We start from the raw sequence: 26,671 nt of genomic DNA on the forward strand, positions 1-26,671 counted from the left end.
GCTGCGAAAAGATTCCCATTCTGCCTGCTGCTGGAACTGCTGAGGGGACAGCAAAGCCCCCTCGTTCCACAGTGGACGATAAATTTTCATCCCTGCGACCGCCTTATGCTTTTGCTTTAGGCATCTGAGATACCAGCGACAGATTGACGTCCATACCCTCGACCTGGAAATGAGGGACTGCAAAGAGTTTCACGCGGAAGAAGCCAGGGTTATCTTCGATATCTTCTACCACCACTTTCGCGTCACGCAGCGGGTGAGAAGCCTGCAGTTCGTCGCCCGGGTCAGTCATTTCGGTGACCAGGCCACGTACCCAGGTGTTCAGCTCCAGCTCCAGCAGACGACGGTCTTTGGTGGTGCCGATATTTTCACGCTGGATAAGCTTCAGGTAATGTGCAATACGCGACAGCAGGAAGATGTAAGGCAGACGGGCGTTGATACGGCTGTTAGCAGTTGCATCTGCGGTGTCATACAGGGCCGGTTTCTGGGTGGAGTTCGCCGAGAAGAAGCAGGCGTAGTCGCGATTTTTGTAGTACGACAGGGGGATGAAGCCGAGGTTGGCGAACTCAAATTCGCGTGTTTCCGGGATCATCACTTCTGACGGGATCTTCACCTGGTTGCCGGTGCCGAGGTCGTACAGGTGAATCGGCAGATCTTTCACCGCGCCACCGGCCTGTGGGCCACGAATTTGTACGCACCAGCCGTTGTTGATGAAGCTTTTCACCATGTTGGCGGCGAAAGCGAACGAGGCGTTGGTCCACAGGTATTTGTCGTGATCCGGACCTTTCACTTCTTCAATGTAGTTGAAGCTGCGCACCGGCACAGTGTCCGGACCATACGGCAGGCGGCCCAGCACACGTGGCATCACCAGGCCGAGATAGCGCGAGTCATCCGTGTCACGGAAACTTTTCCATTTAATGTACTCGGCACGGTCAAAATAGTTGCCGATGTCCTTGATGGCCGCCACCTGCTCCATATTTTCTTTTAAAAAGAACTTCGGCCCCGCAGAACCAATAAACGGCATATGGGCAGCGGCAGACACTTTAGAGATGTTGCGCATCAACGCCACATCCTGCGCCGACGCATCAAACTCATACGCCGAAATCACCGCAGCAAGCGGCTCGCCACCCGGGGTATCGTATTCCGAGACGTAAGAATGCCAGTATAATCCACTCTGGATCACTTCCGGTGCATCTTCAAAATCCTGACGCAGGGCGTCTTTTGACACATCCAGAATTTCGGTTTTCACGTTCTGACGATAATCGGTGTTATCCACCAGGTGCTTCAGACCACGCCACAGACCTTCCACGCTCTGGAAGGCCGGGTGATGCATGACTGCATCCAGCTGACGGCTAATCTGATGGTCCAGTTCGGCGATATGGTGGTCAATCAGGGTCTTGTCGAGTTTTTCCACTTTCTGGCCGGACTGGCGCAGGCGCTCCAGGAACACCTGTACACCTGCGGTAATGCGCTCGTTGGTCCCGGCTTCTGCCATGGCGGTTTCATCCTGCCAGACTGACAGGTCACTCAGACTGGAAGCGGGTTTAAGATTGATTTTTTCAAAAAGGGAGGCATACACGCCGTCAGTTGCGGAACGTTCCCGGACAAGCGTCTCACCAGCGGGTACAGCGGTTTCATTCTGTACAGACATCAGCATTTTCCTTAATTTTTCCGTCAGGCTTTCGGGGCAAGGGCGTTGAGTTCAGTGCGCAGTTCATTGCTGAGCGCCGGGTCACGCAGGATGACTTCCAGCTCCTTGCGGAACGTGGCGTTGTCGAGCAGGTTGGATTTGAGGTCGCGCAGAAGACTACGCATCGAGAGGAGAGCCCTGAGCTGGGGTACCTGCCGGGCAATTTGCTCCGGTTCAAAATCCTTCATATCCTTAAAACTGAGGCGGATGTTCTCTTCACTGCCGTCAGAGGCGAGGGTGTTTTCAACGGTAAGATTAACGGACGGGGACAGCTCAGATAACACGCTGTTCAGGTTATTTTTGTTAACGTTGATTTTTTCACGCTCAGACAACGGGCGGTTTTCCTGTCCGTTGCTGAAATCCCCCGTCACCAGCAATTTAAGCGGCAACTCAACTTTCTTCTGCGCGCCCCCGGTATGCAGGGCCAGCTTTAAATTAATACGGGCTTTGGGAATTTCTTCCTGGAATGAACCGGACATGCAATGTTCCTTCATATGACGTACTTCAGACGGCTGATGGCCGGAAACATCTGACACACCTTCCGGGCAGCACCTCACCGCATCCGCAGCGATGAATAAATTGGATAAAACAGACAGTTACGCAGAAAATGCTACGCCGATTAAACACTCTAACAAGAGGGGGATACACCTGAAATGTAAAGACTCATGATCTGAGTATAGAGAGGCACAGGCCCGGACAGGGGAACAGAAGTACCGAATCAATTCCGGTTAAGTCCAGATGATTCACTGGTAGCCGAAAAATAACAGAGGCTTACTCACACTTATTTTTGTCAACTAAATATTTCAACATGGTAACAATTTAATGGCAGCAGATTTCTTAAAATACATAATCCATGAGAAAATTTAGGATGAACAATTAATCTTTAACAAAGATTAATGAATATTTCATACCAGATACATTCATCAAAACAATTAATTACGCATGGTACTTTCGAACTCTTCTCGCCAGCACCGGTATTCTCTCCAATTCAGCATGGTTGATTCCGTACAGTTCCATAAAATTGCCACTCACCCCTGCATGTTATTTATCGACAAAAAAAATAGCCATAACGCCACAGCTATTATTCCACCCATAAATATTCATCAAATAAATACATAATCACTGAAGTATTGATTGATCGGCGAAACAGATCGATTTTAAAAAATTGATCTGTGAAAACGATCTGACTTTTAAAATTACCTCTGCCAGCATCTGCCTGAAGTAACCCGGCCCCAAAAGGGAATAAATGGACGCTGCTTTTGTATTACCCACAAAGCTATCACCACAGAGTTGCAAGGATGTCTGCGAACTGGCCTGGTCTGTCGCCACCCGTGACGACCAGCAGCTGGGATCTGCAGGCAGAATTGCAGAAAACTGGATGGATAAAGGCGGCGATGTTTATCGTCGGGCGGCACGTTTTATCATCCGGGAATGCCTGCACATGACCGTGTTATCAATGGCCTCTGTTGTTCAGCGGGCACCGCCCTTTGCATTGCTGGTGCGTCAGTTGCGTTTGCTGGCGATAATGCAGTATCTCGGCGGGTGGGATTTACGCCAGGAAGCCACACAGTACCGGGCGCTGGAAGTGCTGTACGGCACGGGCGCGGTTACGTTGCCAGCCTGCTGGAGCAACCGGAGTCTGTACAGGGTGATTGATGACTGTCGACGCACTTACCGTGCGGCACGGCTGTTTCTTTTCCTGTACGTAGCACCGATATTTCCACCGCTCGCACCTTTACGGTAACGGCAATCGTTATCTGAACCAGTAATCAAAAAACTTTTATTACAGATGCCCTGCAATACGGGCAGGGTGAGTCATGTGTTTCATTCAGTATCACATACGTATCAGCCAGGTGAATACCAGTAAGGTCCGCTCATGAAAATCACTCTGGCTATTTTACTGGTGACAGAGCTGTGGCTCCTCTTCGGCTTTATATGGAATCACTTTCATCCTGATGAACCCGAAAAGGATTACGACGAATGTCCTTATGACTGACCGCAGACGTATCACGATGAACTATTTACCGCCTCGTTCGACTGGCCCCTTTAATTAATCACCCTGACGGAGTTTTTCATGTTTACCCCAAATACCCTGACCGAAACTGACCTTCTGCATCGTATTCTGACCTTTCACCCGGAAAGCGCTGAGCCGCTGGTGAAATACCTGAAAATTGAAAAAGAGGTCGACCTGAAAGCGCCGGATAAGCACCGCGCTGCAGAACTCCTCATCAGCCATGCCCGGAAAATGGGCGGCCACGAACTCGCCAACCTGTGTCGCAAAGGCGAAGGGATCCCGTATGCCGAACTGGTGTATGACGTGGGCAAAAAAATGAAAGTCCCCGACATCAGCAAAATTAACACCGTGGAAGGTAACGAGGGTCTGATTCTCAAAAAGGCACTCAGTGATGCCGTGGATAAAATGTCTCCGGAAGAGCGGGAAAAATTTCTGGCCTCGGTCGGGCTGGAGAACCGAAATATTCCCGTCGGCCCGGCGGGCGCGATTGTGGTGCAGATGCTGCTGGCGCAACTCGGAGCCGGAGCGCTGTCTTACATTGCGCTTCTGCTGACCGAAATGCTGTCTGTCGCCCTTCTGGGTCGCGTGGCGGCCTGGGGAGCCTTAGTAGCCGTGGACGGCATGGTCGCGAACGCTGCCGGGGTGCTGCTCGGACCGGTGGGCTGGTTCGCGACCGGTGCCTGGCTGGCAAATGACCTCGCCGGACCCGCTTATCGCAAGACCGTACCTTTCGTCATTCACTTCGCGGCCCTGCGTCAGTTAGTGAACCAGCAAATCAATCTCTGTGTGGTGGGCGACGGCTCCACCGGCAAGGACTCCCTGATGCGTCAGGTGTTTGCCATCCAGGGTAACGTCAGTCCGGTCGCGGGAGCGACCTCGTCAGTGGAAAGCCATCAACTGAAAAGTAGCCCGATGGTGTGGGTCCACAACCTGCCCGGCTTTAACGACCCACGCGCCAGCGTCAATCAGCGTACCGATGACTTCCTGCATGTCGCCGATGCCTTCCTGGTGGTGGTGGACCTGAACCGGGGTATCAGCGACGTCGATATCCAGGTCGTGAAGCACATTACTGCAACCGCACCGGGCAAACCGCTGCTGATTTGCCTGAACAAGGTCGACCTGTTGCGCCCGGACGCTGATATCACAGAGCTGGAACAGGTGGCGAAAAAACGCCTGGGTAACTATCCGATGCTGAAAACCGCCTTTGACCCGGACCCGCGCCTGGGGCAGGCACCGCTTGGTGCACACGATATCTTTGTCTGGATTTGTGAGCAGCTGGAAGCCAGCGGCAAAGATGTGTCGCAGCTCAAGGCATCAGGGCTGCAGTAATTCCGCCGGGCGGCAGCGACCGCCCGCACATTCAGAGGTGAGTCTCCACTGATGATTGCCATACCCGACCTGCTGATTCTTATTCTGCTGTTCTGGCTGATAACCCGTCGACCAAAAAGCTTTGTTGTGCTGTGGGTAGTGATGTTCGTCATCGCCATTCTGCTTATCTGCGGCATCTTTTTCGTGGCGTTTTACCTGCGGAACTGAGCGAACGCCACCTCACACCCGAACATTTTCAGGAACTGAATCATGCACACCTGCGCCCGCTGCGGGAAAAAACGAAACATCCTCGAACGACTCTTCGCGCTGGACGACGAGTACTGCGACGAATGCCTGTTTGACACTGACCAGGAGCTCCGCGAGAAGCGCATCATCCCGGTTCGTCAGCCGGACAAGTGCAAAAAGGAGCACACCCCGTGACGGCCATGACACCCGATGTCAGCGTCATCATTCCGGCGTATAACGCAGCCGCCACGATTGGCAGACTAATCGAGAGCGTGCTGCAGGAGACCCGCGTAGCGCTGGAGCTAATCGTCGTCAATGACGGCTCCACCGATGCCACCCAACGTATTGTCAGCGAGTACACTGATGAGCGGGTTGTTCTGCTTGGCCAGGACAATCAGGGCGTCTATGCCGCCCGCAACGCTGCACTGGCTATCCACCGGGGTGAATGGCTGGTCTTTCTGGATGCGGACGACACCGTGAGCGACGGGTTTATTTACGAACGCTGGCGCACCGCCACCGAAACCAACGCAGACGTGGTGCTGTTCAATGCCTGGTGCGGCGAGCGCCACGACAGACCCGTCCACCGCAGACAACCTTACGGCGAGCGTATCTCCGGGCATCAGTGGCTCCGCCACTGCGTCAGTCACCGGGAATGGCCGCACTACCTGTGGCTGCAGATTGTCAGGTCAGCGTATCTGCGTGAACACGGTATGGCCTTCCACGCCGGTAAAAGTCACAAAGATATCCTCTGGACGGTACAACTGGCGGTGAATAACGGGCGGTTTTACGTATCAGACCGTAAGGATTACACCTGGCACACTAACAGTGCGTCTATTACCCACCGGCCTGACTACTACGACCACCGGGCACGGGACTATATTGACGTGATAGCGGAGCTACATCGACTGGCATCGCTGCCGGAGAACCACAGCATACAAAGGTCTCTGCGTCGTCATGCTCTGGTGGAAGCCCGCCACTTCCTGGGTCTCTACCGTCGGCGCGTCCTGGACCTCGCTGGTGTGAAGGTTGCGTTCCGATCGCGTATTGGGCGGCGTGAGTTATGGCGGGGCATTCGCAGTGCCAGCGATCTTTGCTTCTTCATCAAGCTGGTTGCCAGGTTGTGGTAAATGCTCACACCTCCATCAACAGAAAGCGTTTTGCCTGGTTACAAGATTGAGGATCTTTTTAATAAATGTGATGTTTGTCAGGTTAGCCCACTTGGAACACCGATGCGAAGCCGCATATTCATAGTGGGTAATACGACCCGGAACAAGAGATGAGAAATCAAATGGCTTTAGTCCGAAATGGTAATCAAAGTAACATTAAGGAAGCTAACACTGAATCAAACGCGGCTTTCGATAAAATTTATAGCCCTGGCAATAAATGCGAGCATGAAGGCATATATCAGTGCGTAGGTTGTGGGAAAGAAGTAACAGTTGCCGGAGGTAAAACGATACCGCCACAAAACCACCATCAGCATAACTCAGCACAGGGAGCGATTCGCTGGCATCTCTTTGTATATGCTCAGTAAAACATTGAGCCAGGGGGCTAACACCCCCTGAGAGTTATTTTTGCATCAACAACTATAAGAATGGCAAAATACGCCACTCTTTGATTAAAATTTAAATGGAACTACAACATTATCAAAATCATCATTTTGATTTTGAGTATAATCAACGCCAGATATTTCAGCTAATAAAATTGGCTTCACACATAGTTTCTCGGCAAGCATTTCAAATGAAATCCCCAACTGTTCTTTCAAAACTAATAAACTTTCCTGAAGTATATGAGGTTCTTCCATTGGAATAGAGTCATCATATTTTTCCTTTTTAGTTTGCCTAGTCTGGCTAAACCAGACATTAGCAGTCCTATACTGTTGAGCATTGATAAAGCCTAAGAAATGAGCACGATAAATGATTGCTCTTGCACTCATTTTCCACCTTAATTTTAGGTTGTATACTTTTTTCCAGTCGATAGTTCCTCTCGAGGTTATACAAGTAGGGAACTCCCGGGCAAAAGATTTTCGTGGAAATAAAAATGCGCTAGCAAAAGCATCAGCTTCTCTCTCTGTTTTTTTGCATCCGGTTTCAATACCATCATGCATAACTAAATGACCACACTCATGCGCAATATCAAACCGCATTCTACAAACACTTTCTTTCGCCGTATTACGAATAATAATAGGGTATTTTCTATTAATTGAAAGAGCGTCAACTTTGTCTGAAACTCCATCAAAAGTTGTAACTATTGCCCCCTGATTCTCAACAACATTGATCATATTGTCGATAGGGGCATCATCTGTTAATCCCCAGCGAACTCTAGCTCCCTCGGCAATTTTTTCAATAACTGGAGCAGTAAGCTCAGGGATTTTTTCATTATCAATTAGATTAAAACGATTCTCTGGTAAATCCAGGTGTTCATATAGCTCCGAAACTAATTGTTCAAGAATGGTACTGTATGATTGTACCCGTTCTTTTACACCGACAGGTGTTGTCTGGCGTTTACGAAAATGGCACTGTTCTGGTTTCACATCACCAGCCAAAGGGTATTCAAAAAATTTAGGCGATACCTGCAGTAGTTCAGCCAAAGCATTGCGTATGTCATGCGCAGGTGCTCTGGCATCACTCTCATACTGGTGGATACTCTGTCTTGTTACTGCAACAGCATCCCCCAATTCCTGCAGAGTATAACCTTTAAGTAAACGGGCGAGTCTTAACCGCTCACCATAAAATGTCATGGACATAACTTACTGACCATCATTTGCATCATCATTATTTACTTTCTTCTCTTCTTTCTTTTTAACAGTAACTGTTGGTTTTTGAACTTTTACAGGCTCAGGAAGTTCTGCATCGATCGAACTAATAGCAGGTACTTTCTCATTGAGTGGGATCTCCCAACATGAAACCTGCGCTCCCTCGAGGAAACCTGTGAATGTTACACGATCCACATATTTGAATTCGTCAACTTCGATAGCAAAAAACCATATAATGGCTGCAGCATCACCAACTTCTTCAAATAAAAAACTGGTTTGGCTCAGGGCTTCAAAACATGGAATCAGTCGACGTTCTTCAGGACTACCTGGTTTTCCCCTATAAAGACGGACTGGTACTGATTTAATTGAAAATGTAAATTTTCCATCTTTTTTCACAATACCAAGCCAGGGCCATTCTTCTGAATTCAGGGCTGCGCGTGCAATCCGGGTTCTGCAGCATTCATATGCACGCATACCCGTTGCGCGTGCTGAGTCGCCCAGGTCATCATCATGCCGGTCAACCACATCATCTCTAACATCGCGGATGAGTGAAGCCAGTTGCTGTAGACGTTCTTGTGTCAGTTCAGGGTTTAGTTCCCATGGTTGTTTCATTATTAAAGGTAATCCTTGTAGCGTAGAGCTGGTGTAGACCCTGATCGGGTTTAGGTGAAATACCTTTCAATAATTACGCGTTTTATGAAATTTGTCAAGTGACCGTGAAAAAGTCACCACCTGAGCACAATGTCAATACCCAAACCAATGCATTGATTTAATTGAATAACCCCTAATCCCATTTCAGAGAATCAGCAAAATCAGCCAGAAACTGAACGTTGTCTCGCAGGCCGATTTGATAAGGGTGACTGAACTTTTTAGAAACTCAAGAGCATCAAAGCTTGCTAAATAGCCACATCTAATACTGCTTCACCTGCCATCTTTTCTCCGGAATAACATGTCTGGTCATTACCTCTTCAAATCCGGTGACGGTTTACAGCCAGGATAAAGCAGGTAAACTAAAGGTGTTCATATTGTCTACTACGATTCGATTTACCTGAGAACCTATGTCACAACTTGATTTCGGCAGCCAGAACCCTTTTGAACGTGCGATTTCCCCTTTTAAGGAAATGGCGGCGTACGAAGCACTGTGGACCGAAAAAGGGGCAACGTTCAAAACCATCGCCGATAAGTTTCGTCAGGCTCCCGAAGGCGCAGTTCCCTCTGATTTGGTCTCCAGCAGCATGATTGCTGACTTCAAGACCAGATTGAAGGAAATCATGTCCCGCTATGATGTCGAGAATATTGGTATCCGGGTTCATGGCGCAGGTGAATATCCTGAAAAACTGAGAGATGCCCGTCACCCGATTGAAGTACTCTACTATCAGGGGTGGTGGGATCTGGTAAACACTCGCTCAGTCGCGGTAGTCGGCTCCAGAAAGGTTTCAGAAGAAGGCGCTCGCCGCACTCGCAGGCTGGTGAAGTGCCTGGTGGAAAATGGTTTTACTATCGTATCCGGGCTTGCCGAGGGAGTTGATACCAATGCCCACCAGACCGCCCTGGCGCTCGGCGGCAACACGATAGCGGTTATTGGCACACCGCTTTCTCACAACTACCCGAAGCAGAATAGCGAACTACAGCGTAAAATTCGTGATAACTATCTGCTTATCAGCCAGGTACCGTTTCAGCGCTATTTGGACCAGGATTTTCGCAGCAACCGGATTTTCTTCCCTGAGCGAAATATCACCATGTCTGCCCTGACAGAAGCGACGATTATCATCGAAGCATCAGAAACATCAGGGACACTGACCCAGGCCCGTGCAGCACTGGCCCAGGGCCGTAAGCTGTTCATCCTCGAATCCTGTTTCCAAAATCCGTCTATTACGTGGCCCGCGAAGTTTGAAGCCCAGGGAGCGATACGGGTGAAAGATTACGAAGACATCAGGAAAAATCTTGGATGACATTTCGGCTGACGAAGATTGATGAACTGATCCGTGAGCAGCATTATTATCTGGATGCTGATGATCCATGCTATTTTTTCGGTGAGTACACAGCCAGGCAACGTGCCGCCTACAGCGAAACCAATCAGCTGATAATGAACCTCAAGAAAGGGAATGAACGTCGGGGATTACAGGATTATCGCTATAAAGGGCTCGCAATTGATAACGTGGCACGAATACTCGTCAAAACCATCAGTAACATAGCCGATCTTACATTCATCCCGGTCCCCCCCTCTAAGTGCAGAACTGATGCTGCCTATGATGACCGAATGACCGCCATTCTTCGAACAGCTAAGACTATGAACCCCGCACTAGACTTCAGGGAACTGGTGCTACAGAACCACTCAACTATTGCTTCTCATGCATCAACATCAAATCGCCCAGACCCCGATGAAATTATGGCAAATTATCGCCTTGATGCAGCTTTACTTGCAGGAACCCGGAGGAATATCGTCATTTTCGATGATGTTCTTACTGCAGGTAGCCATTTTAAAGCAATGAAGCAATTTCTGCGCCAACACTTACCTGAAGCAAGCATTCTTGGACTTTTCGTCGCTCGTACTGCTCGTGAAGCTGATATGGCAAGCCTCTTTGATCTGGAAGACTAGAGACATTATTCCTTTTGAAACGTCACCACTTATGAACCGTATTCACCCGCCACTTTCACCTGAACAAACCGTTAGCGATCTCGCTCACTTTGCCTGGTGCGCACTGGTCGCTTTAAAGCTCGCCCAGCAAGATGGTCAGGCGATGTCACCAATGATGGCCCATACGTTCCTGGTTCGCTGGCTAGCTGTCGCCCAAAAACAGCGCCGCTTTCCGCGCTCAATTGCTCTGGATATCGACAGTTTACTAAAACTTGGACGTCAAAAGGGCCCCACCACTGGGCTACAACAACGCCTGGAGTATTTGCTTGAATCCTGTTCATCTCCGGTTTCGTACCAGTCCGATTTGTTCCGTTTGACGTACGCCATTGAAGCGCTTAAAGCACAGGGCTGGGTTAACGCAGCGGTGGCCGATCACGAATGGGATATTCCGGCGCTACTTGCGGAGTACGGTGACATTTCCGCACTGTTGGTCAGAAAATCCGATTTAGTGCGTCACTTTAACGATGAAGGCCAACTCACCGGGCGCGTGGAATTTCTGTTGAAAGGTCAGCCACAGGTCGTACTTGACGCTTTCAATGCTCGGAGCCTTCTTTGTACCGTACCAGAATCACCGTATGGCTGGAGTGTCGTAATATTGAAGCCTGACCAGAGATAAGTTATCTCTGGCCGATCAGTGCCTTCCGAGAAACCAGCCCGCCCAGTATAGCAACCTGAAATCAGCACTGTGATTTCTGGCTACAACTATTCAGGAGAAATTCCCGTCTAACTGGCTGGTTATGATATCACACTACTGTCGGTAAGCCTTTCTGTACTGAAAGGGAGACTTCCCGATTTGCTTACGAAAACGGGTGATAAACCAGGCATACCCCGAAAAACCCACCTTTTCAGCTATTTCCCTGACGCTAAGTTGCGTATGGATCAGAAGTTCACAGGCCTGTCGCAAACGCCGCATGACCAGGTATTCCTGCAACGTCCCGCCCGTTTCATCATGAAAGCGGCGACAGGTATGACCCGGTGAACACCCCGCGACTGTGGCAATCTCATCAAGTGAACAACTTTCGTGGTAGTGTTCGTCAATCCAGCGGGTCAGACGAGTAGAGAAGGTCTTCTGTCCGGACTCCGTTTCAGCCTGCGGTAGCAGACTCAGTAACTGCATCACCAGAAATACGCTGTCGCTGATTGAAAATAAACCATCCTCCATCTGCTTTTCAAAACGAATCAGCAGCAGTTCCAGAAAATCCAGGATCTCACTGGTATCAAACACCCGCGCATGTTCGCCCCGCTCACACAACTGACGCAGCAGTGCCTGTTGCCGTGGGAAATCACGGAGATAATGTATAGCCGTCAGCGCGTTGAAATGAAGAGTCGTGCGGTGGTAGCAATTACGAGCGCTCTGCTCAACAAATACCTTGTGTAGCTTCCCTGGGGGGAAAATAAATAGCCGCCCAGGACGGATGGTATACTGCCGGTGGTCCACCAGCACGATCCCCACTCCTCTGGAGACGCTCAGTATCTCCACGCACTGATGCCAGTGATAATAATTTGCCGGAACATCTTCCTGCATTCGGTGGAAATAAATGGCATTTTCATTCAGAGCAATGCGTTCCAGATAACCCGCGTAGCCCTCCAGTTCGTTTTTTACCATAGCCAGCACCCACGTTAATAAAATTAAACTTCTGTCAATATCATGAAGTTTTTGGGCTTTTTACCAGAAAAACTCAACATTTTTTCTCTTCGCTGTTTAAAAACCAGACAGAAATCACAATTAAAACCCTGTTTTAGTTTTTTACTGTGCGCTATTCCAGTCCGAAAAATGGAGAGTGAATATGTTGCACAGCAAGCAGAATTATTGTCAGTCAGCGTTGCGCTGGATAACGGATGCCACCCGGCATTTCTCACCGGGGTGTACCCGCATCAGAATGGGCGAGACCGCTGCCCAGTACCCGGCAGACATTGCAGAAATGGAAGGGTTCTCCCGCTTATTGTGGGGCCTGTTTCCGCTGGTCAGCGGCGGTACTGAAACACCTCTGTGGCAACAATTCCTGACGGGGATCCGCAACGGAACCGATCCTGAGCATACCGAATACTGGGGAATGCTCACCGACAACGATCAGCGCTGTGTGGAAATGGCTGTTTATGGGCTGGGGCTGATACTGCCGGAGTCTCCTCTGTGGTCATCATTAACCACAACGGAACAAAATAACCTGGCAACGTGGTTACGGCAGAGCGCTGAGATCCGTATTCCCGACAATAACTGGCATTTTTTCCCGGTACTTATCCAGACCGGACTCAAATGTGTGGGCCAGGATTACGATATGAAGGTCATCGAGAATCACCTGGACGCCATTGAACCTTTTTATCTGGGAAACGGATGGTACTCCGACGGGGAAAGCAAACCGCGTGACTATTACATTTCCAGCGCCTTCCACTTCTACGGCCTGCTTTACAGCCATGTGATGCAGGATGTTGATCCTGAGCGGTGCATGCGTTACCGCCAGCGTGCCAGACGTTTTGCTCAGGATTACATCTACTGGTTCACCGCTGACGGGGCCGCTATCCCGTTCGGACGCAGTCTGACTTATCGCTTTATTCAGGGCGCATTCTGGAGCGCCGTCGCTTATACCGGGCTGGATGTGTTCACGCCGGGGATAGTCAAAGGGCTGGTGCTCCGACATCTCGACTGGTGGACACAGCAACCATTTACCGACCAGAGCGGTCTTTTCTCTGTGGGGTACACGTACCCTAACCTGATTATGGCCGAGGATTATAACAGCCCTGGCTCACCCTACTGGGCGCTGAAAACACTGCTGATACTGGCACTGGATGAGACATCATCATTCTGGCAGACCGAATGTGAACCACTACCGGCGCTGGAGCCCGTTCGTGCCATTCCCGAAGCCGGTCAGTTCGTGATCCATGATACAGACCAGAAGCATGCCTGGATGCTGATGTCAGGTCAGTTTGACAGAAATGACTTTGTTAATTTCGGCCCTAAATACAGCAAATTTGCCTATTCCAGCCATTTCGGCTTCACCCTTGAGCGGGGAAGTTATGGCCTGAATCAGGTTGCCTGTGACTCAATGCTGATGCTCAGTACCGGAGATGGCTATTTTCGTGGTCGCCGTGAGTGCCGGAACGTGGTGATGACCGATGAATGGCAGCGCAGTGAATGGTTTCCCTGGCCAGATGTGGAAGTCATGACCTGGTTGCTGCCGTTCCACTGGGGGCATATCCGTATTCACCGGATTTCCACGCCCCGATTCCTGACAGCGGCGGAAGGCGGATTTGCAGTAAATCAGCACAATCTGAGCCATGCGGATAATCAGGCACATTGTCTCACCCTTCACACAGATTCTGATTGCAGTTACATCGGCGATTTGCTTCATCACCGCGTGCCACAGACGGTGATCACGCCGCCTAACAGCAATATTCTGTTTGCTCCCCCCGCCATGATCCCCTGCCTTTATGGCGAGTTGTACGCAGGAACCCGCTGGCTGGCCTGTGTGGTATCCGCTTCCCCGGAGGCGCAGATAACAGTGCCAAAGGACATGGCTTTCGATCATATACACCAGCGGCTCACGCTGTCTGGCCGCACCCTTTCCATTAAATAACCATTCATCACCGTGACTTTTTGTGGAGCACATTATGTCTGAACCCCTACAATCCACACGCTCAGCGTATATAAAACTCAGTCTGTTCGTTTTTTTATTTACTTTCACCTGGTCTGCCGGTTTCGGTATGTATGCTATCTGGCTGGGTGATAAAGCCGGTCTGAGTGCCATTGATATTGGCACTGTTTTTGCCGTTAACGGCGTGTTTGCCGTCCTGATTAAACCCATTTATGGCTACATCATGGACAAAACTGGCATGAAAAAACATTTACTCTATTTTGTCTGCCTGATTTCCGCCCTAATGGCTCCGTTTTATCTCTGGTGTTATTTACCCTTACTGCAAAGCCACTTTCTGGCGGGCATGATAGCTGGCGCATTATTTTTCAGTCTTGGCTGGTACGCGGGCGTGGCTGCCGAAGAGTCTTATGTCGACCGGTTCAGTCGCCTGTATAACATGGAGTTCGGGCGCATCAGAATGTGGGCGGCACTGGGATGGGCCGTTGCCGCGTCGTTTTCCGGTTATGTTTATAATATTTCCCCGGTGATTAACTTCACCATCAGCAGTATTACTGCCCTGCTCATGCTTATTGTCCTGCTGTCACTGAAAGTTAATCACTTCGGGCAGGAGGAAAATAACGTTATATCAAAAGAGAAAATTGTTATTGCGGATGTATTTCATCTGCTCGGTAACCGAAAATTCTGGATGTTCGCGCTTTATATTGCTGGTGTCGCCTGGATGATGTTTATTGCTGAACAGCAGTTCTCCCGTTATTTCGTGACCTTCTTCGACACCAAAGAACAGGGTAATACCATGTTTGGTTATATGAGCACCGCACAGTCGAGTGCCGAGTTCTTCGGCATGATGCTGGTCCCGGCGCTGATAAACCGTATCGGAGCCAAACAGGGGATGCTGCTCACGGGGCTGATTATCAGTCTGCGCCTTATCATCTCGGGCATGACAACTGATCCGGTCATTATCTGTCTGGTAAAACCCCTGTACGGTATTGAAATCGCGCTAATCCTGGTCTCTGTCTTCAAGTACATCGCCGAGCATTTCGACAAACGCATCAATGCCACCATGTATCTGCTGGGCTATCAGGCCATGATTTATGTTGGCTCTATCGTGGTGGCCCCGCCTGCGGGTTATGCCTACGACACCATCGGTTTTGAACACACCTATCTGATTATGGGCACCATCGCCCTGCTGTTTACGATTGTGTCAGCCTTCACGCTTTCGGACTGCCACAGTCATAAAAAAATCACATCCGTCGCCCCTACGGGCCAGGCATTAAATTAAGAAACGATACGAGAACACTATGTTACAGGATATTCATAAAGAAACGATTTCCCCGGTAAAACTGGCTCCTGGTGAGCGTGATGTCATCGTGGGGAAAATTAAGCAGGTCATGCCGGACATTTTACAGGCCGTTGACCGTAATATGGCCTGCTGGCAGGCACGATTCCCGGATGCCGCCTGCCAGAATGGTCTCTACCCGGTTATCGATAATATCGAATGGACCACCAGCTTCTGGAGCGGACAGCTCTGGCTGGCGTGGGAGTGGAGCGGTGATGAAAAATACCGGGCTCTGGCTGAAAAACACGTTCAGTCTTTCGGCGAACGCATCATTCACCGGGATCACACCAGTCATCATGACCTCGGTTTTCTTTACAGCCTGTCCTGCCTGAGCGCCAGCACGCTCACGGATAATGCGCGGGCACGCTATATCGCCCTGCTGGCAGCCGATGCACTGATGGAGCGTTATCATCCTCGCTGCGGCATTATTCAGGCGTGGGGTGAGCTGGATAATCCGGAACAACAGGGCCGAATGATCATCGACTGTAATATGAATCTGCCGCTGTTGTATCAGGCCAGCCGGATCAGCGGAGATGAACGTTATGCTCAGGCCGCCACCACGCATATCACACAAGCCAGTCGCTATATTGTGCGCCCGGACAGTTCGACCTGGCACACATACTACATGGACGTGCAGACCGGAGAGCCCCGCTACGGTAATACGCATCAGGGTTATGCTGACGATTCCTGCTGGGCACGCGGTCAGGCGTGGGGGGTCTATGGTTTTTTGCTGAATTATCGCTATACCCGGAATGAAGATTTACTGGTGCTCAGCCAGAAGCTGGCTAATTACTTCATTAATCGTCTGCCGGATGACCTGGTGTGTTACTGGGATCTGGCACTGACCGACCCGACAAGCTGTCGGGACAGCTCTTCCACGGCCATCACCGCCTGTGGGCTACTGGAGATGGTGACACACCTGCCACTTTCTCATCCGGATCGTGAAAGTTACGAAGCCATTGCCTTACGCATGGTCGGAAATATGATTGATGATTATTTCAATCGGGAACATATTCCCGGTGCTGGATTACTGAAACATTCTGTTTATCATTTTAACGGCAATATCGGTGTGGATGAATGCTGTTCATGGGGGGATTATTTCTTTATGGAAAGTATCACCCGCATTATTAAAAACTGGAAATCATACTGGTAATTTAATTTCAATATAAAAGTTAACGTTTATACCTCCCTGCCATTTCGACAGGGAGTGCATGTCTCTGTGTCTTATGGAAGGAATAAAAAATGAAACTCAAAAGCAATGTTATTATGCTGTCTGCTTTACTTTGTGGCGTATCAACATATAGTCATGCAGATACCACCGTGACAACAGTGGGCCAGTCAGTGAAATATACGCCCTTCACAACGATCTATTTTGCGCCCCGGACACAATATCGCACCGCCAGCGAAGGTTTTCTTCAGAGACTGATGCTCACCGGTGTGGTTCAGGATCCGGACAGCATACTGAAGAATATGTACTGGAGTTTTGAAACGGATGCTGACCTCGGAAAGCACATGGATCAGTGGAAAGACAGCTATCAGGAAGTGGAGCTGAATAAGCCGTTTCCACTTGGTCATAGTCAGTTTTATCTTGAACCCGGCACAGTATTTCACTGGGAATCCGCAGGCTCGCGTATCGACCCTTATATCGGAATAGGTTATCACTTCGACCCAACGTTCACGACCGTTCTGCGTTACCGTTATAACCATCAGAATCACGACTCCCGGACCCTGAATGGTGACCAGGATGATTCGTCAGAGCATCGCGTGGATTTGTACATCACTAAATATTTCACGCCTGATTTTTACGTTCAATATAATCCGACCTATTACAGTAAGGTGCACGGTGACGAATTTAATTATGCAAATGGCAAAAACCATACCCTCCAGCATAATTTCGTGTTTAATTTCCATGCCACCCCTCGTTTTTATCCTTTCTTCGAACTGGGCTACCTGGATGAATACCAGGAGGGCAATGACACGAAAGATGAATATCAAATTCGTGTCGGTTTTAAATACAATTTAAATTAAATTAAAATGACCCACCTGAAAGAGCGTAACCAATGAAAATAAAACAATCTGTTCTGCACATATTGTGTCTGAGTGGCATTGCCGTGGTCGGTTCTGGCACAGCACAAGCCACGGACTATTATGTTTCCTGCAATACATCAGGTGTTCCCACCGGAGAGGGAACACAGACCTCCCCGTGGACCTCGCTGAGCCAGGCTAATGCCGTCGCACTGAACCCAGGTGACAACCTTCTGTTCCAGCGAGGGAAAACCTGTTCGGGGCAATTACATCCGTCAGGTCACGGTGATGACAATGCGCCTGTAACAATCGGCGTCTGGGGAGATGAATCACTTCCACAACCCGTGATTGATGGCAACGGCAGTCATGATGCAGTACTGCTCACCAATTTCCCGGATGTCAGACTGGAGGGGCTGGAAATCGTCAATGCCAGCCAACCGGGTAGTGAGCGTAACGGGGTTCAGATTAATCTCAGTGACACAGGGGAAGCCAGGAATATCACCCTGCGCAACCTTACCATTCACAATGTACGTGGGGGTGATACAAAATCGCTGACCGGTTCAGCCGGAATATTAATCTCGGTCAGTGGTGAGCAACGTCCATCCTGGTATGACAACCTGCAAATTCTGAACAACACGATTTATGATGTGGACAGAGAAGGGATTTATTTTAAATCACTCTGGAACAAACGCCCGGAAGTAGGTACTCAGGATACATCAGGAGTCGGCCCCTGGACCCCCAGCACAGCCGTCCTGATAAAAGGAAATACGCTAAAATCAATTGCCGGGGATGGTATAAAAATCGACACCACCGAAGGCGCGGTCATAATTCACAATCTGTTGGCCGGCTTTCAGCTTCGTTCGAAGGAAAATAATGCCGGTATCTGGACGTTTAACACCAATAACTCCCGTGTCGAATACAACGATGTCTCCGGCGGCGGTAGCGCTCACGATGGCATGTCATTTGATGCTGATGGCGGCTCAATAAATACGGTATTCCAGTATAACTACAGTCATAATAATGCTGGGGGATTGTTACTGATTTGTCCGTATTCTGGGGCGGTCACGAATGGCACAGTTATGCGCTATAACCTGAGTTATAACGACAAAGCGCGCCTATTTCAGATGTGTGCCGGTAGCATTAATGATGCGCAGATTTACAATAACAGTATCTGGCATGACGGGGATGACTCCGTTATGTTTTTCCAGAACGATGGTACAACCAACATCACCATTAGCTGGCGCAATAATATTGTCCAGAATAGCGGTCCCGAGATGTCCATTGCTCAGGGCGGAAACCAGACGCTGAGCTTCTACAATAATGATTTTCTGGGGGTAGCCCCGCCGCCGCCGAATCCTGATGGCGCCATTCATCCGGGCGGTATGGCATCCGATCCGCTGTTTGTGGGAGTGAATGAATCAGATGTGAATGGTTTTAAACTCAGAGCAAATTCTCCGGTTATCGGGCAAGGTATAATTATCCCGGATAATGGTGGTCGGGACTATTATGGCGATCCGGTTTCTTCGGATGAAGCTCCCAATATGGGTGCTTATGAAGGAAAAGGGCTCTGAATCTCAGCAAGTAAATAAAATAACCTAAACAAAAACCGGCAGGATGAATTACTGATGTTACACATCCATTCGCTGTCTTCATCGCTGCCGGAGTAAAATATATGCATCGATTACCTGTCACCACTGAATTATTGTCCCCAAACCTGTAGGTATTTGAAAATATCTACGCAGGTTAGGTACAAAAAAGGCTGTTTGGCTGCGGCATGACGAATCCTCTTTGCCAGCGCCGCCAGCTTCTCATCGTCGCCTCGCTCACAGTCGTGGGACGATAATAGCCTTCATACTGCGCAAAGAATTTGGTTTGCCGCGATTCAATGGGTTTCCACTCATTCAGGGCGGCAGTGCCGTGCATCGGGCTGAGCTTACTGTGAACATGATCCACGCCAAAACCTTCAAAAAACATACCCGTACGTCCCACGTCCGGAAAGGCGCGATCGAGCAACTTTGCCACTTTTTGTGTGGCGATAGTCAGCTCTGAGAGCGCCTCGAGCGGCTTTATATTTCTGACTGGCGATACAGCGGGGTATGCTCTGCATACTTTGAACTCAGCACGCGGGCCAGCAGCCCCGGTCCGGCGATACCCCGCTCGATGGGACGTGAAGGCGCGGGAGCCTGCACGATGGCGTCGCATTTTGTGCAGGCATGCTTTTCCCGCACGGTCCGGATAACCCGGAAGGCGCTACGCATCAGCTCCAGTTGTTCGGCGGTGTCTTCGCCCAGATAGCTCAGCGCACCACCGCAGTCCGGGCAGCACGGCTCCACAGGTAGCAGTCGTTTTTCGTCACGAGGGAGCGATTCGGGGAACAGTTTGCGGGTACGGGTCTGGCGCAGAGGGCGCTGCACTTCCGGGTCATCCACCCGACCGGTAAGGGTATCGCTTTCTTTCTGCAACCGGTTCAGGTCGGCCTCCATCTGTGCGTTACGGCGGGAGACCTTTTCGGAACGGCTACCGAAGTTCATCCGGCGAAGCTTATCCAACTGCGCCTGCAGATGGTCTATTTCGCGCTCCCGGTCGGCCAGCTTTTCCAGCAGGGCGCGGTTCAGCGCTTCCTGTTCGGCAAGGCGCTGTTTCAACTGAAGGATATCGTCAGAAGAGGTGTCGTTCATAAGCCCGCATTTTACCTGGCTTATACAGCAACAACCAGGATAAAGAGGCCTACATCATGGTCAGGGAGGTCAGCAGCCGCTTCGGCTGTCGCCAGTCGATGCCTTCCAGCAGCATTGCCAGCTGCGCCGTGGTCAGGAACACTTTGCCACCACGGGCTGACGGCCAGGCGAAGCGCCCGCGCTCCAGTCTTTTGGTCAGAAGACACAGCCCGTCTCCGGTAGACCAGAGGAGCTTTACCTGACTGCCATTACGCCCACGGAAGATAAAAACGTGACCTGACATCGGGTCGTCTTTCAGCGCCATCTGCACCTTTGCGGCCAGGCCGTTGAAGCCCCATTTCTCATATCGGTGATACCGGCAACCAGCCAGATTTTGGTCCCGGAAGGTAACGGGATCATCGCTTCAGTTCCTGTATCAGCAGAGTCAGGAGCTTTTCGCTGACAGTGCCGTTGAGGCGAAGCCTCCCGTGCCGGAACGTTACCTCACAGCTGACACTGAGCTCTGGGTCCTCTGCGGGCGGTTCTGGCTGTACGGCGGTGGCATCGAGAGTCACAGGGAGTAAATGAGGACTCTCAGAGGAAGGTAATAGCAGCTTTCCCTCGCGCCACTGCTGGCGCCATTTAAATAGCAGATTGGCGTTAATGCCGTTCTCCAGCGCCAGTTTCGAGATGGATATTCCGGGTTCGCAGGAGGCCGCAACGAGCTGCTGCTTAAACTCAGGAGAATAATTAGGGCAGCCCTTACGCCTGCCGGGAGTCACATTTTTCTGCATATCTGACACTTTGGTTTCCACCACTATTTGGTGTACACCACTTTGTCGAATACATCAGATTATGACCAGACGGCTCTCGCTGGACGCTTACTTTTATGGCATGGGGCAGTACTTTCAACTATCTGGCAGAAAATACAACTCATCACATCACTCCTCCAGTAATTTCCAGAAAGATAACCTTACGACAAACTGCTTTGGCAGCAAAGCGTGCTCCACTAACAAATTTGCTGATGAAATGAATTGATTCACTATCAAACAAATAGCCCCAAACCTTCAACCACCGCTCAATAGCAGTGATCCGCACCACTACATTATGGTGTGATACCCCTACCCCAGGAACACGCCATGATTTATTACCCTACCAACTACCTTTATCGCCAGATAATCAATAGATTACCCATCCACATGCTGGAACGCCCCACTTTCCACACTACTCGCTTCTGATTATACACCAGAGCGTTCGTCAGCGGTTTCATCGCAGGCTGGCATCGCGCATTACTCCCGAAGCACTGGCTTGCGCAACAGCTGCGCCTCGTGGCGTATAGCGCGTTGCAACAAAGTGGTGACCTCACGTACCCTGCCGTGTACCCGTGGTGTCTGGCCCAGCTTGCTACGGCCAGAGATCCGACCACATCAGCGGGGCGCATACTCAAACATGCCGGAGCCCGAACGCCTTTGTTTGGCTGTGAGGTTAGTTACAAAATCACTAATGCCCCGCTACCGGGCCTGCCCTTTGCAGAAGCACTCGTCACCGGACTGAGCACGCTACGCAGCACATACCGATTGCTGTCCGGCTTTTCGCATTAAGTGTCATCGTCTGTAAAACCACACGACTTACGCACTTGAGCACAAAAACCCCCCTTTTGGCTGATTCAGTATGATCGCTTACCCGTTCACCAGATCCGTGAACACACAGCCGATGCAAAACGTCGTAAACATAACCCGATACGACTGGAGAGTCGCATACATGAATACCCACCACCGCCCCCGTCGTGTTCTACGCATGGGTTTCATACTTCTGTTCATTACATTATGTTTGTTGGCATATACCCGGATAATGGCAAGGTGGGGTCATGCTTCACTGCCAGAGCCGCTGCCAGCCACACAACAGGCTGATCTCATTATTGTCCATAAAGCCAGTCGCTCACTGACGCTGATGCGCCAGGGCATCTCTTTCGCCAGTTATCCAGTCTCACTCGGAAGAAATGCTGACGCTGGCCCGAAACAGCGTGAAGGGGACAAGAAAACACCGCAGGGCCGCTATTACATTGACAGCCGCAATGCTCGTTCCCGGTTCAGCCTCAGCCTGCATATTTCTTACCCGAATAAGACCGAGATCCAGCACGCAAAAGAAGGCGATTATCCGCCGGGCGAAAACATCATGATCCACGGCGTTCCCAACGGCTGGGGATGGTTCAGCCCACTGTTTCAGCGCATTGACTGGACCGATGGCTGTATTGCGGTGACAAACGACATTATGCGAGAAATCTGGCAACACGTGCCAACCGGTACGCCAGTTGAACTCAGACCATAAATACAATGAGGCTATTGTTATGCCAATTAACCGTTCAAACACAATGAAGCTTCAACAGATCTACAGCACTTGTTGCGAAAAAATAACAACAAAATGGGGAGGGAATTTACTGAGCAGTACTCTGGTTTACACATCCGTACTCATTGTTACTCATGAATTACCCGAGCGGTGGTGGCGCATCATTTATACAGCAATCATCGTATCCCCCGATTCAGTCCATGTGACCAAAATGGGTTTTGGCCTGTTAGCAGCAATAATATGCAGCCTGATTGGTGAGCGCTTCTCCGGCAAACCGGTTCTGATGTGGTTTATTGCTTATGTTAAAGCACACGTTTTCACCCCATTCCCAATGTTGCTGGGCCTATGTGGGTTTGCTTTCTGGCTGACCCCATCTGTCACTGCTGTTGTTTACGCAATACTTATTATTCTCATGGCAATTTTTTTCGAAACCTTCCCCCTCTATGCTTCCCGTCGGCTAAAAGGGGTGTATTAGCGAAAAATTTCCAAATCTTTTCAAACCCATATCACTTCTGTGTAACTCTCTGGCCGGACTCACCTTTGCGGGTGGCTCCGGCCTTTTCTTTTGCCCGTAACTCACCAGGAGTGCCAATGGAGCCGATTTATCCCCACGACGACGAACACGAAGAGTATGACGAGCACAGCAGCGATGCCGTCAATAACGACAGCGACCCGGAGGAAGCGTATGAAGGCCGTCCCCGTAATCTGCATGCCATTGCTGGCTGGCTCTACGACAAGGCCGTCAGCGGTATTGCCGGTATCGAGTCCGCCGAAACCCTCGCTGCCCGTTATCTCGCGGATGCCAGAGGTGACACGTTGCTTGCCGCCCGCAATCTGATTTACTGGGAAAGCATCAAAGCAGGCAGTAGCGGCTTTCTTTCCGGCATGGGCGGCGTGGTGGCGTTGCCCGTCACACTGCCGCTCAATATCACCAGCGTACTGTTTCTCCAGACCCGTCTGGTCGCAGCCCTCGCCTGCCTCGGACGACACCGGCTGTCTGACGAACGCATCCGCGCACTGGCCGGGCTGTGCCTGTGCGGCAATGCCGCCAAAGCGCTGTTACAGGACCTGACGTTACAGGCTGTTGACCGCTGGACGGCAACTGTCGCGCAGCAGGTTACGGAGAAAACTCTCGCCCTGCTGGCAACCCGTGCCGGTCTGGTCAGTGCGGAAAACATCGTACGGCTGCTACCGCTCGCCGGAGGCGTGGTCAGTGGCGCGGTGGATATCGCCTCCACGAGAACTATCGGGCATATCGCCCGGACCACCTTTTTAAACCCCGTCTCACAACCTGAAGGATTACTCCAATGAGTTCGACCCCTGGCGCTGTCGTTAAAGGCATTTTTCTGCTGCTAATTTTCCTGGTGATTTTCAGCGTGCCGGAAAAATCACGCAGCGAATCAAAATCAGCCTGACCCTGTATAGCTCACGTTAATTACGCAATAAATCCACTCAATCAATACTAATCACCACAATCATTCTCAATACTGATTTTACTGATGTTTTTTAGTTCAGTTGATCGTCCGTAACGATCAATCCCTGCATTTTTCAAAGAAACAAACGATCAATCTGCACGGGCGATTTTGCTATCGTAATGGCTCATTGTTTGTTCTGTTTCAGGGAGTTAAAACCCGCCACAACACACTGCCGACGCGCCCGCGTCATTCTTTTTCTGAACCGTTAATCCTGCCCTGCTGCAATTTCCCTTTTACCGGAAAGGCTGTCGCACACCTGTGCGATACCGGGGCGCTATTGTCTGAAAAACAAGGAGTTTTAAAAATGTCGAGTATCACCACCCTTAAAGAAAAGCTTGCTACCCCTACGCTGCATCTGGCCCTGCTGACCGTTGCCACCGGCGGTGTCTGGCCGCTGATATGGCTGTACAAAAACCAGGGCACGCTTATGCAGGAAACCGGCCAGCGCTTTTCGTCATCCGTACTGATTATCTGGATGGCGGTCTGCTTTGGTCTGGGTGCTTTCCTGCGCCCGTATTCCATGCCGCAGATTGACGAAATGAACTACATCCATACCCCGGTGGTGATGATTGCCATTACAGGCATTCTCAGCATCGCCCTGATGGTGCTGTATATCGTCTGGGCGTTTAAGGCACGAGCAGCGCTGCAGCACTATGCACTGATGCAGTTTCAGCTGGAACTGAAGATGAACCTCTTCTACACCTTTGCCTTCAGTATTTATTACGTCAATTACTGCATCAATGCCCTGCCGGATGCGCTGGCGAAGCAGCAGATTTTACGTGCACACCTGCAACAGCAACCGGTGATGCAGGCCTCAACTCAGCAGCCTGCACCGGGTACCAGTGAAGGGAGTCAGCCATGAAACGCTTCACACTGGTCGTGCTTTCCTGGCTGCTGGCATCGGCCTGTGCCATGGCCGCTGTGACAGAGCAGGAGTGGGGCAACTGGTACGGCAACACCGGCGGGATGGAGTTTGCGCTGACCACACGCAATCAGGCGGGTGAGGAGCTGAGCATCAGCTGCAGCAATCAGAAGATGACCGTCACGCTTCGCTCACGGCAGGAAAACTGGTCTGCCACCTCCACCGAAGGGCTGGACAAGCTTTACCTGATGATTAACCGGCAGGCGTATCAGCTGGACAACGAAAAGCTGTTCCCGAATGAGCCAGCCCCTGCGCAGGTGGTGTTTGAAGCCCTGGCACACACCAGCGCCCGTGACATGCTGGTCTTTACCTCACAGCAGACCGGTGATTCAAAACCGTTCAGCACCCGTGGGCTCAGTGAGGCCCTGAAAGGCAAAACCTGGCAGGACTGCCTGAACCAGTAAAGCAGTCGCCCTTTACTACACGCACCATAACCCCGGCCCATTCAGTGATGAGCGGGCTTTTTGCTTTTAAGGAGACCACGATGTCTGCATCAGAGAAAACTCTGTTACCCGATGGCCCTTTCATCCGTGCTGAAGCCGGACGGGGACTCAACCGCTTTATTGCCAGCGACGGCATCCCGCTGATGGCTGAACCCGACGTCTGACTGTGCACCCGCAACCTTTTCTTACAACCGCCCTGCCGTGTCATACGCCGCAGGGCTTTTTCGTTTTTATGCCTTTAAGGAGTTTCTGCAATGGTCCGATTAGCCAGCCGCTTCGGCGCGGTAAATCAGATTCGCCGTGACCGGCCCTTAACCCGTGAGGAGCTGCAACACTGCGTTCCCAGCGTGTTCAGTGAAGACCGACATGAGTCCCGCAGCGAGAAATACGCGTATATCCCCACCATTACGCTGCTGGAAAATCTACAACGTGAAGGGTTTGAGCCGTTCTTTGCCTGTCAGTCACGTGTTCGCGACCCTGAACGGCGTGAGCACACCAAACACCTGCTCCGCCTGCGTCGCGCCGGGCAAATCACCGGGGTGCAGGTGCCCGAAATCATTTTGCTCAACAGTCACGACGGCTCCAGTTCGTACCAGATGCTGCCGGGGTACTTCAGAGGAGTGTGCACCAACTCGCTCGTCTGCGGAGAGTCATTTGGTGAGATTCGGGTACCGCATCGCGGAAACGTGGTGGAGAAAGTCATCGAAGGCGCATACGAGGTGCTCGGCGTGTTTGACCGTGTGGAGGAAAAGCGTGATGCCATGCAGTCGCTGCTGTTACCGCCACCCGCACAACAGGCCTTCGCTAAGGCGGCACTGACCTACCGCTTTGGTGAAGCTCATCACCCCGTGACTGAAGCGCAGGTGCTGGCACCGCGTCGCTGGCAGGACGAGTCCGGCGACCTGTGGACGGTGTTTAACCGACTCCAGGAATCGCTGATAAAAGGCGGGCTGTCCGGTCGTTCTGCACAGGGCAAACGCAGTCACACCCGCGCCGTAAAAGGCATTGATGGCGACCTGAAGCTGAACCGGGCGCTGTGGGTGATGGCAGAAGAGCTTCAACAGGCGCTGCGCTGAGGGCAAAAAAACTCCACCTGATACCACCGGTGGAGAGGTGCAACGTCTGCAAGGGTACTGGCGCAAAACAGTCCCGTTTCACTTAAGCATAACCGGGCGATGACAACCCGGCGTGCTCGCTATCACATTTCTCATTTTCACTTAACAAATTCATTT

General features: G+C 50.8%; 27 protein-coding genes and 4 pseudogenes. 21 read left to right on the top strand and 10 right to left on the bottom strand.

Annotation, left to right across the window (positions count from 1 at the left end; translation table 11 throughout):
• From QQF33_RS23960 to tssB, 3 genes and pseudogenes are all read right to left on the bottom strand, one after another.
• Positions 1-90 (bottom strand): annotated as a pseudogene (locus QQF33_RS23960) (type VI secretion system baseplate subunit TssK); the annotation flags it as partial.
• 13 nt (positions 91-103) lie between these two features.
• On the bottom strand, positions 104-1,654 hold the full coding sequence (tssC, locus tag QQF33_RS23965) for a type VI secretion system contractile sheath large subunit (protein WP_285143873.1): 1,551 nt from the start codon (positions 1,652-1,654) through the stop codon (positions 104-106).
• 17 nt (positions 1,655-1,671) lie between these two features.
• Positions 1,672-2,166, bottom strand: a complete 495-nt coding sequence (gene tssB / locus QQF33_RS23970) for a type VI secretion system contractile sheath small subunit (protein WP_285148445.1) — start codon at positions 2,164-2,166, stop codon at positions 1,672-1,674.
• Positions 2,167-2,933: 767 nt separating this feature from the next.
• On the opposite strand from tssB, the gene QQF33_RS23975 reads away from it, so the two are divergent.
• The 6 genes from QQF33_RS23975 to QQF33_RS24000 all read left to right on the top strand — a co-directional run bounded on the left by QQF33_RS23975 (position 2,934) and on the right by QQF33_RS24000 (position 6,786).
• Positions 2,934-3,431 carry a hypothetical protein gene (locus tag QQF33_RS23975; protein ID WP_285148443.1) on the top strand — a complete coding sequence of 166 codons (498 nt, stop codon included), beginning with the start codon at positions 2,934-2,936 and terminating at the stop codon, positions 3,429-3,431.
• A 330-nt stretch (positions 3,432-3,761) separates the two neighbouring features.
• Positions 3,762-5,030, top strand: a complete 1,269-nt coding sequence (locus QQF33_RS23980) for a GTPase (RefSeq protein ID WP_285158738.1) — start codon at positions 3,762-3,764, stop codon at positions 5,028-5,030.
• Positions 5,031-5,081: 51 nt separating this feature from the next.
• Positions 5,082-5,237 (top strand): hypothetical protein, encoded by a 156-nt coding sequence (locus QQF33_RS23985; protein ID WP_285148440.1) that lies wholly within the window; start codon positions 5,082-5,084, stop codon positions 5,235-5,237.
• 42 nt (positions 5,238-5,279) lie between these two features.
• On the top strand, positions 5,280-5,450 hold the full coding sequence (locus QQF33_RS23990; protein WP_285148439.1) for a hypothetical protein: 171 nt from the start codon (positions 5,280-5,282) through the stop codon (positions 5,448-5,450).
• A gap of 5 nt (positions 5,451-5,455) precedes the next feature.
• Positions 5,456-6,382, top strand: coding sequence for a glycosyltransferase (locus QQF33_RS23995; protein WP_285158796.1), 927 nt, complete (start codon positions 5,456-5,458; stop codon positions 6,380-6,382).
• Between the two features lie 149 nt (positions 6,383-6,531).
• Positions 6,532-6,786 carry a protein L gene (locus tag QQF33_RS24000; protein WP_285158739.1) on the top strand — a complete coding sequence of 85 codons (255 nt, stop codon included), beginning with the start codon at positions 6,532-6,534 and terminating at the stop codon, positions 6,784-6,786.
• Between the two features lie 84 nt (positions 6,787-6,870).
• Here the strand turns inward: QQF33_RS24000 and QQF33_RS24005 are convergent, their stop codons facing one another.
• The gene (locus QQF33_RS24005) at positions 6,871-7,998 is read right to left on the bottom strand and encodes a helix-turn-helix domain-containing protein (protein WP_285148436.1); all 1,128 of its coding nucleotides are present in this window, start codon (positions 7,996-7,998) and stop codon (positions 6,871-6,873) included.
• 3 nt (positions 7,999-8,001) lie between these two features.
• A complete protein-coding gene (locus QQF33_RS24010) occupies positions 8,002-8,619 on the bottom strand; it encodes a hypothetical protein (RefSeq protein WP_285158740.1) in 618 nt (205 codons plus the stop codon).
• A gap of 446 nt (positions 8,620-9,065) precedes the next feature.
• On the opposite strand from QQF33_RS24010, the gene QQF33_RS24015 reads away from it, so the two are divergent.
• Genes QQF33_RS24015 through QQF33_RS24025 form a run of 3 tightly spaced genes read left to right on the top strand, consistent with a single transcriptional unit; the run spans position 9,066 to position 11,261 of the window.
• Positions 9,066-9,959, top strand: coding sequence for a DNA-processing protein DprA (locus QQF33_RS24015; protein WP_285148433.1), 894 nt, complete (start codon positions 9,066-9,068; stop codon positions 9,957-9,959).
• Entirely contained in the window at positions 9,956-10,606 is a 651-nt protein-coding gene (locus QQF33_RS24020; protein ID WP_285148431.1) for a hypothetical protein, read from the top strand. The genes QQF33_RS24015 and QQF33_RS24020 overlap by 4 nt, the downstream gene beginning before the upstream one ends.
• Positions 10,590-11,261, top strand: coding sequence for a DUF2913 family protein (locus tag QQF33_RS24025; RefSeq protein ID WP_285158741.1), 672 nt, complete (start codon positions 10,590-10,592; stop codon positions 11,259-11,261). The genes QQF33_RS24020 and QQF33_RS24025 overlap by 17 nt, the downstream gene beginning before the upstream one ends.
• Positions 11,262-11,393: 132 nt before the next feature.
• Here QQF33_RS24025 and QQF33_RS24030 read toward each other — a convergent pair whose 3' ends face one another.
• Positions 11,394-12,251, bottom strand: a complete 858-nt coding sequence (locus tag QQF33_RS24030) for an AraC family transcriptional regulator (protein WP_285148429.1) — start codon at positions 12,249-12,251, stop codon at positions 11,394-11,396.
• 181 nt (positions 12,252-12,432) lie between these two features.
• Between QQF33_RS24030 and QQF33_RS24035 the strand changes: the two genes are divergently transcribed.
• From QQF33_RS24035 to QQF33_RS24055, 5 genes are all read left to right on the top strand, one after another.
• Complete coding sequence (locus tag QQF33_RS24035; RefSeq protein ID WP_285148428.1) at positions 12,433-14,217, top strand: DUF2264 domain-containing protein; 1,785 nt, start codon at positions 12,433-12,435, stop codon at positions 14,215-14,217.
• Positions 14,218-14,251: 34 nt separating this feature from the next.
• Positions 14,252-15,514 (top strand): oligosaccharide MFS transporter, encoded by a 1,263-nt coding sequence (locus QQF33_RS24040; protein WP_285148427.1) that lies wholly within the window; start codon positions 14,252-14,254, stop codon positions 15,512-15,514.
• 19 nt (positions 15,515-15,533) lie between these two features.
• The gene (locus QQF33_RS24045) at positions 15,534-16,724 is read left to right on the top strand and encodes a glycoside hydrolase family 88 protein (RefSeq protein WP_285148426.1); all 1,191 of its coding nucleotides are present in this window, start codon (positions 15,534-15,536) and stop codon (positions 16,722-16,724) included.
• An 89-nt stretch (positions 16,725-16,813) separates the two neighbouring features.
• The gene (locus QQF33_RS24050; protein ID WP_285148424.1) at positions 16,814-17,599 is read left to right on the top strand and encodes an oligogalacturonate-specific porin KdgM family protein; all 786 of its coding nucleotides are present in this window, start codon (positions 16,814-16,816) and stop codon (positions 17,597-17,599) included.
• Positions 17,600-17,631: 32 nt separating this feature from the next.
• Positions 17,632-19,167, top strand: coding sequence for a right-handed parallel beta-helix repeat-containing protein (locus QQF33_RS24055; RefSeq protein ID WP_285148423.1), 1,536 nt, complete (start codon positions 17,632-17,634; stop codon positions 19,165-19,167).
• Between the two features lie 128 nt (positions 19,168-19,295).
• Here the strand turns inward: QQF33_RS24055 and QQF33_RS24060 are convergent.
• From QQF33_RS24060 to tnpA, 4 genes and pseudogenes are all read right to left on the bottom strand, one after another.
• Positions 19,296-19,660: pseudogene (locus QQF33_RS24060) on the bottom strand (hypothetical protein); the annotation flags it as partial.
• A gap of 5 nt (positions 19,661-19,665) precedes the next feature.
• Positions 19,666-20,274 (bottom strand): annotated as a pseudogene (locus QQF33_RS24065) (IS66 family transposase zinc-finger binding domain-containing protein); the annotation flags it as partial.
• A gap of 49 nt (positions 20,275-20,323) precedes the next feature.
• Positions 20,324-20,673: pseudogene (gene tnpB, locus QQF33_RS24070) on the bottom strand (IS66 family insertion sequence element accessory protein TnpB).
• On the bottom strand, positions 20,670-21,047 hold the full coding sequence (tnpA, locus tag QQF33_RS24075; RefSeq protein WP_285158797.1) for an IS66-like element accessory protein TnpA: 378 nt from the start codon (positions 21,045-21,047) through the stop codon (positions 20,670-20,672). The pseudogene tnpB and the gene tnpA overlap by 4 nt, the downstream one beginning before the upstream one ends.
• A gap of 1,057 nt (positions 21,048-22,104) precedes the next feature.
• Here tnpA and QQF33_RS24080 point away from each other — a divergent pair.
• From QQF33_RS24080 to QQF33_RS24110, 7 genes are all read left to right on the top strand, one after another.
• The gene (locus tag QQF33_RS24080) at positions 22,105-22,581 is read left to right on the top strand and encodes a L,D-transpeptidase family protein (protein ID WP_285148421.1); all 477 of its coding nucleotides are present in this window, start codon (positions 22,105-22,107) and stop codon (positions 22,579-22,581) included.
• A 19-nt stretch (positions 22,582-22,600) separates the two neighbouring features.
• Entirely contained in the window at positions 22,601-23,074 is a 474-nt protein-coding gene (locus tag QQF33_RS24085; RefSeq protein ID WP_285148419.1) for a hypothetical protein, read from the top strand.
• A gap of 116 nt (positions 23,075-23,190) precedes the next feature.
• Entirely contained in the window at positions 23,191-23,910 is a 720-nt protein-coding gene (locus QQF33_RS24090; protein WP_285148418.1) for a hypothetical protein, read from the top strand.
• A gap of 468 nt (positions 23,911-24,378) precedes the next feature.
• Entirely contained in the window at positions 24,379-24,936 is a 558-nt protein-coding gene (locus tag QQF33_RS24095) for a DUF4234 domain-containing protein (protein ID WP_285148417.1), read from the top strand.
• Positions 24,933-25,400: a hypothetical protein gene (locus QQF33_RS24100; RefSeq protein WP_285148416.1), complete on the top strand. Its 468-nt coding sequence runs from the start codon at positions 24,933-24,935 to the stop codon at positions 25,398-25,400. The genes QQF33_RS24095 and QQF33_RS24100 overlap by 4 nt, the downstream gene beginning before the upstream one ends.
• Before the next feature lie 80 nt (positions 25,401-25,480).
• Positions 25,481-25,603 carry a hypothetical protein gene (locus tag QQF33_RS24105; protein ID WP_285148415.1) on the top strand — a complete coding sequence of 41 codons (123 nt, stop codon included), beginning with the start codon at positions 25,481-25,483 and terminating at the stop codon, positions 25,601-25,603.
• Positions 25,604-25,693: 90 nt separating this feature from the next.
• Positions 25,694-26,515 carry a DUF932 domain-containing protein gene (locus QQF33_RS24110; protein ID WP_285148414.1) on the top strand — a complete coding sequence of 274 codons (822 nt, stop codon included), beginning with the start codon at positions 25,694-25,696 and terminating at the stop codon, positions 26,513-26,515.
• Positions 26,516-26,671 lie beyond the last annotated feature (156 nt).

The sequence above is a fragment of the Lelliottia wanjuensis genome (assembly GCF_030238365.1).
Taxonomy (GTDB): Bacteria; Pseudomonadota; Gammaproteobacteria; order Enterobacterales; family Enterobacteriaceae; genus Enterobacter; species Enterobacter wanjuensis.

Excerpts from the sequence above, each read along its gene's own strand:
- tssC (WP_285143873.1), bottom strand. The coding sequence starts at position 1,654 with ATGCTGATGTCTGTACAGAATGAAACCGCTGTACCCGCTGGTGAGACG.
- tssB (WP_285148445.1), bottom strand. The coding sequence starts at position 2,166 with ATGTCCGGTTCATTCCAGGAAGAAATTCCCAAAGCCCGTATTAATTTA.
- QQF33_RS23975 (WP_285148443.1), top strand. The coding sequence starts at position 2,934 with ATGGACGCTGCTTTTGTATTACCCACAAAGCTATCACCACAGAGTTGC.
- QQF33_RS23980 (WP_285158738.1), top strand. The coding sequence starts at position 3,762 with ATGTTTACCCCAAATACCCTGACCGAAACTGACCTTCTGCATCGTATT.
- QQF33_RS23985 (WP_285148440.1), top strand. The coding sequence starts at position 5,082 with ATGATTGCCATACCCGACCTGCTGATTCTTATTCTGCTGTTCTGGCTG.
- QQF33_RS23990 (WP_285148439.1), top strand. The coding sequence starts at position 5,280 with ATGCACACCTGCGCCCGCTGCGGGAAAAAACGAAACATCCTCGAACGA.
- QQF33_RS23995 (WP_285158796.1), top strand. The coding sequence starts at position 5,456 with ATGACACCCGATGTCAGCGTCATCATTCCGGCGTATAACGCAGCCGCC.
- QQF33_RS24000 (WP_285158739.1), top strand. The coding sequence starts at position 6,532 with ATGAGAAATCAAATGGCTTTAGTCCGAAATGGTAATCAAAGTAACATT.
- QQF33_RS24005 (WP_285148436.1), bottom strand. The coding sequence starts at position 7,998 with ATGTCCATGACATTTTATGGTGAGCGGTTAAGACTCGCCCGTTTACTT.
- QQF33_RS24010 (WP_285158740.1), bottom strand. The coding sequence starts at position 8,619 with ATGAAACAACCATGGGAACTAAACCCTGAACTGACACAAGAACGTCTA.
- QQF33_RS24015 (WP_285148433.1), top strand. The coding sequence starts at position 9,066 with ATGTCACAACTTGATTTCGGCAGCCAGAACCCTTTTGAACGTGCGATT.
- QQF33_RS24020 (WP_285148431.1), top strand. The coding sequence starts at position 9,956 with ATGACATTTCGGCTGACGAAGATTGATGAACTGATCCGTGAGCAGCAT.
- QQF33_RS24030 (WP_285148429.1), bottom strand. The coding sequence starts at position 12,251 with ATGGTAAAAAACGAACTGGAGGGCTACGCGGGTTATCTGGAACGCATT.
- QQF33_RS24035 (WP_285148428.1), top strand. The coding sequence starts at position 12,433 with ATGTTGCACAGCAAGCAGAATTATTGTCAGTCAGCGTTGCGCTGGATA.
- QQF33_RS24040 (WP_285148427.1), top strand. The coding sequence starts at position 14,252 with ATGTCTGAACCCCTACAATCCACACGCTCAGCGTATATAAAACTCAGT.
- QQF33_RS24045 (WP_285148426.1), top strand. The coding sequence starts at position 15,534 with ATGTTACAGGATATTCATAAAGAAACGATTTCCCCGGTAAAACTGGCT.
- QQF33_RS24050 (WP_285148424.1), top strand. The coding sequence starts at position 16,814 with ATGAAACTCAAAAGCAATGTTATTATGCTGTCTGCTTTACTTTGTGGC.
- QQF33_RS24055 (WP_285148423.1), top strand. The coding sequence starts at position 17,632 with ATGAAAATAAAACAATCTGTTCTGCACATATTGTGTCTGAGTGGCATT.
- tnpA (WP_285158797.1), bottom strand. The coding sequence starts at position 21,047 with ATGCAGAAAAATGTGACTCCCGGCAGGCGTAAGGGCTGCCCTAATTAT.
- QQF33_RS24080 (WP_285148421.1), top strand. The coding sequence starts at position 22,105 with ATGGCAAGGTGGGGTCATGCTTCACTGCCAGAGCCGCTGCCAGCCACA.
- QQF33_RS24085 (WP_285148419.1), top strand. The coding sequence starts at position 22,601 with ATGCCAATTAACCGTTCAAACACAATGAAGCTTCAACAGATCTACAGC.
- QQF33_RS24090 (WP_285148418.1), top strand. The coding sequence starts at position 23,191 with ATGGAGCCGATTTATCCCCACGACGACGAACACGAAGAGTATGACGAG.
- QQF33_RS24095 (WP_285148417.1), top strand. The coding sequence starts at position 24,379 with ATGTCGAGTATCACCACCCTTAAAGAAAAGCTTGCTACCCCTACGCTG.
- QQF33_RS24100 (WP_285148416.1), top strand. The coding sequence starts at position 24,933 with ATGAAACGCTTCACACTGGTCGTGCTTTCCTGGCTGCTGGCATCGGCC.
- QQF33_RS24105 (WP_285148415.1), top strand. The coding sequence starts at position 25,481 with ATGTCTGCATCAGAGAAAACTCTGTTACCCGATGGCCCTTTCATCCGT.
- QQF33_RS24110 (WP_285148414.1), top strand. The coding sequence starts at position 25,694 with ATGGTCCGATTAGCCAGCCGCTTCGGCGCGGTAAATCAGATTCGCCGT.